Annotated in this window: 2 protein-coding genes and 1 pseudogene; 2 read left to right on the top strand and 1 reads right to left on the bottom strand. The window is 69.6% G+C overall.

The window, feature by feature from the left end; all coding sequences use genetic code 11:
* Positions 1–278, top strand: a pseudogene (locus G6027_RS14900) (HNH endonuclease); the annotation flags it as partial.
* A gap of 17 nt (positions 279–295) precedes the next feature.
* Here the strand turns inward: G6027_RS14900 and G6027_RS14895 are convergent.
* On the bottom strand, positions 296–1,615 hold the full coding sequence (locus tag G6027_RS14895) for an NYN domain-containing protein (RefSeq protein ID WP_182637855.1): 1,320 nt from the start codon (positions 1,613–1,615) through the stop codon (positions 296–298).
* A gap of 100 nt (positions 1,616–1,715) precedes the next feature.
* Here G6027_RS14895 and G6027_RS14890 point away from each other — a divergent pair, with 100 nt between their 5' ends.
* Complete coding sequence (locus tag G6027_RS14890) at positions 1,716–2,576, top strand: mycofactocin-coupled SDR family oxidoreductase (RefSeq protein WP_182637853.1); 861 nt, start codon at positions 1,716–1,718, stop codon at positions 2,574–2,576.
* Positions 2,577–2,585 lie beyond the last annotated feature (9 nt).

Genomic DNA, 2,585 nt, shown 5'->3' with positions numbered 1-2,585 from the left:
TCCTGCGGGACGGAACGCTGACCATCGTCACGGAGAGTGGTCACACCATCACCACCCTTCCCGACGGCCCACTGGCAAAGTGGCGGGACCGGACGCGCAACGGGTCCGAGGCGCCTCCCGGACCCGGCTCCGCCGAGCGACCCTGGCTCCGACCCCGGCCCCTCAGCACCCACTGGTACCGGCGCGCGTGCCGGATCGCCGCACAGCGCCGCGAGAATGCGGCCGCGGCGCAGGACGACGGGCCGGACGACTACGACCACGACCCCCCGCCGTTCTGACGCCCTGACGGCGCACGTCAGCGGTGCTTGAGCAGAACCGCGCGTATCCCCTCGTGGAATCCGTCGCGCAGCCGCACCCGCTGCGCCTCGGTCAGGGTGAACTCGTTGAGCATCTGACATGCGAACTGCAGCAGCGGCCGGTCCACCGCGGGAGGGAGCACGCCCCCGGAGAGGAGGTGAGCCTGGTCTCGCTGCTCCTCGGTGGCGGCCTGCTCGTACCACCAGGTCGCATACTGCTGGCCCACATCGAACGGCGTCTGCTCGCCGGACGAGGTCCACACCTCCTCGGAGAGGGGAACGAACTTGGACCGCAGCGGGCGGCGGTGAGGAGCCATCATCGACGGGCTCGGGCGCGACGAACCATTGGGCGAGGGGCCCGGCGTCGAGGCTCCGGCCTGCGCTCGAGCCCGGGAGGGCGGCTGCGACTGGGGCTCGGTTTCCTGTGGCCCGCTGCCATGGGGCCCGCTGTCCGAGTGCTGCGCCCGCGATTGTGGAGCCTTCTCCGTCGGCACCTCCGCGCCGGTCTCGGCATCGCGGGCGTCGGCGCCGCGGGTCTCGGAGATCACTGCGCAGTCCTGTTGGTCGGCCGCCCGCTCCTCGGCGTCGGCGGCCCACTCCTCGTCGGCGATCGTCAGGTTGGTCTCGTCGGCCACCGAGGTGGCGGACGCGCGATCGGACCGCAGATCCACCTCGACCATCCCCACCGACTCCTCGCCCTCCGGCTCGCTGGCGTCGTCACCGGGGGCGGTGGGCCGCTCGGCTGAGGACCTCACCTTGGGCGGAATCGGCCCCTCCAGGACCCTGATCTGCATGGCGTCGTGGAAATCGGTGCGTGGATCCAGCACCAACGTGGTGTCGCAGGCGTGGCGCAACGCCGAGGAGATGGAATCCCAGCCGAAGCCCACCAGGTGCATCCGCACGCCGGCGTCCACGGCCACCCGGACCCCCGGGATCATGTCGGCGTCCCCGGTGACCAGCACCATGTCGGAACACTGCCCCTTGTAGGCGGCCTGGATCATGTCCGCGACCAGTAACGTGTCGACAGCTTTCTGGGTGCGCCGCTCGCCCCACTCGATCAACTGCCCCGCGCGCAGCTGCACGCCCTCGATCACCCGGAGCGTGCGCTGGTACCGATGCGGGCCGGAATCCGGGATGCCGTCGTACCAGTTCTGTCGCTGGACCGGCTGGTCCACGAGACCGTGGGCGACCTGGTCTAAACGGTGCACGACCGTGGCCAGGGATATCTCCAACTGACCGCGCGCACCCTCCTCCCAGGAGTTGTAGAAGCTAGCTAGTAGATATGAGGTATCCACTAGGACAAGAGTCCGTTGAAGCATGATGATCACTACCTATCACTTTGTCTACGTTGGACTTCCAGCATGCCGCAGGGCGGACGACCCCGCAGGGCCCGCCACCGATCACCGAAGGACACCTACCATGTCGAGCCCCACCGCCACCCCGCCCGTGCTGACCGGAAAGGTCGTGCTGGTCACCGGGGCCGCCCGCGGGCAGGGCCGGGCCCACTGCGAGGCCTTCGCGGCCGCCGGGTGCGACGTGATCGCCCTGGACCTGTGCCGGGACATCGAGACGGTCCCCTATCCGATGGCCAATCCGGAGGACCTGCAGGCCACCGCGAAAGCGGTGCGGGCGCTGGGCCGGAGGTGCGTGACCGCGGAGGTCGACGTCCGCAACCTGCCCGGGATGCGGGAGGCCGTCGATGCCGGGGTCTCCGAACTGGGCGGACTCGACTTCGTGGTGGCCAACGCCGGGGTCTCACCCGAGCCCACCGCCTCCTGGGAGCGCTCCGAGGAGGAATGGGACACCACCTTGGACATCAACCTCAAGGGCACCTGGGTCACCACGACGGCCGCGATCCCCCACATCCTGGCCACCGGTCGGGGCGGGTGTGTCGTGATCATCAGCTCGATGGTCGGCCTTCGTGGCGCGCCGTTCACCGCCAGTTACACGACCTCCAAGTGGGCGGTCCGCGGGCTGGCCAAGTCCCTGGCCGGCGAGCTCGGCTTCTCGGGGGTGCGGTGCAATTCCATCCACCCCGGCAACGTCCGGACCCCCATGATCGAGAACCCGTCGATGATCGCCATGATGACCGGCGGCGAGGGCACGACGCTCGAGGACGCGGCCGAGACCTTCAGCGGGATGAACCAGTTGCCCGAGCCGTGGGTGGAGGCGTCGGCGATCTCGTCGATGGCCGTCTACCTGTGCAGCGCTGCGGGTGCGGGGATCACCGGGGCCTCCATCCCGATCGACCTCGGTGGGAGTGAGAAGTTCGGGCTCTGACAGTTCGGG

Source organism: Dietzia sp. SLG310A2-38A2, assembly GCF_014145095.1.
In the GTDB taxonomy this organism is placed as follows: Bacteria; Actinomycetota; Actinomycetes; order Mycobacteriales; family Mycobacteriaceae; genus Dietzia.
The sequence above is the reverse complement of the archived record's forward strand: the minus strand, read 5'-3'. Positions and strand labels throughout refer to the sequence as shown.

Coding starts and splice junctions, on each gene's coding strand:
- G6027_RS14895 (WP_182637855.1), bottom strand. CDS start 1,615: ATGCTTCAACGGACTCTTGTCCTAGTGGATACCTCATATCTACTAGCT.
- G6027_RS14890 (WP_182637853.1), top strand. CDS start 1,716: ATGTCGAGCCCCACCGCCACCCCGCCCGTGCTGACCGGAAAGGTCGTG.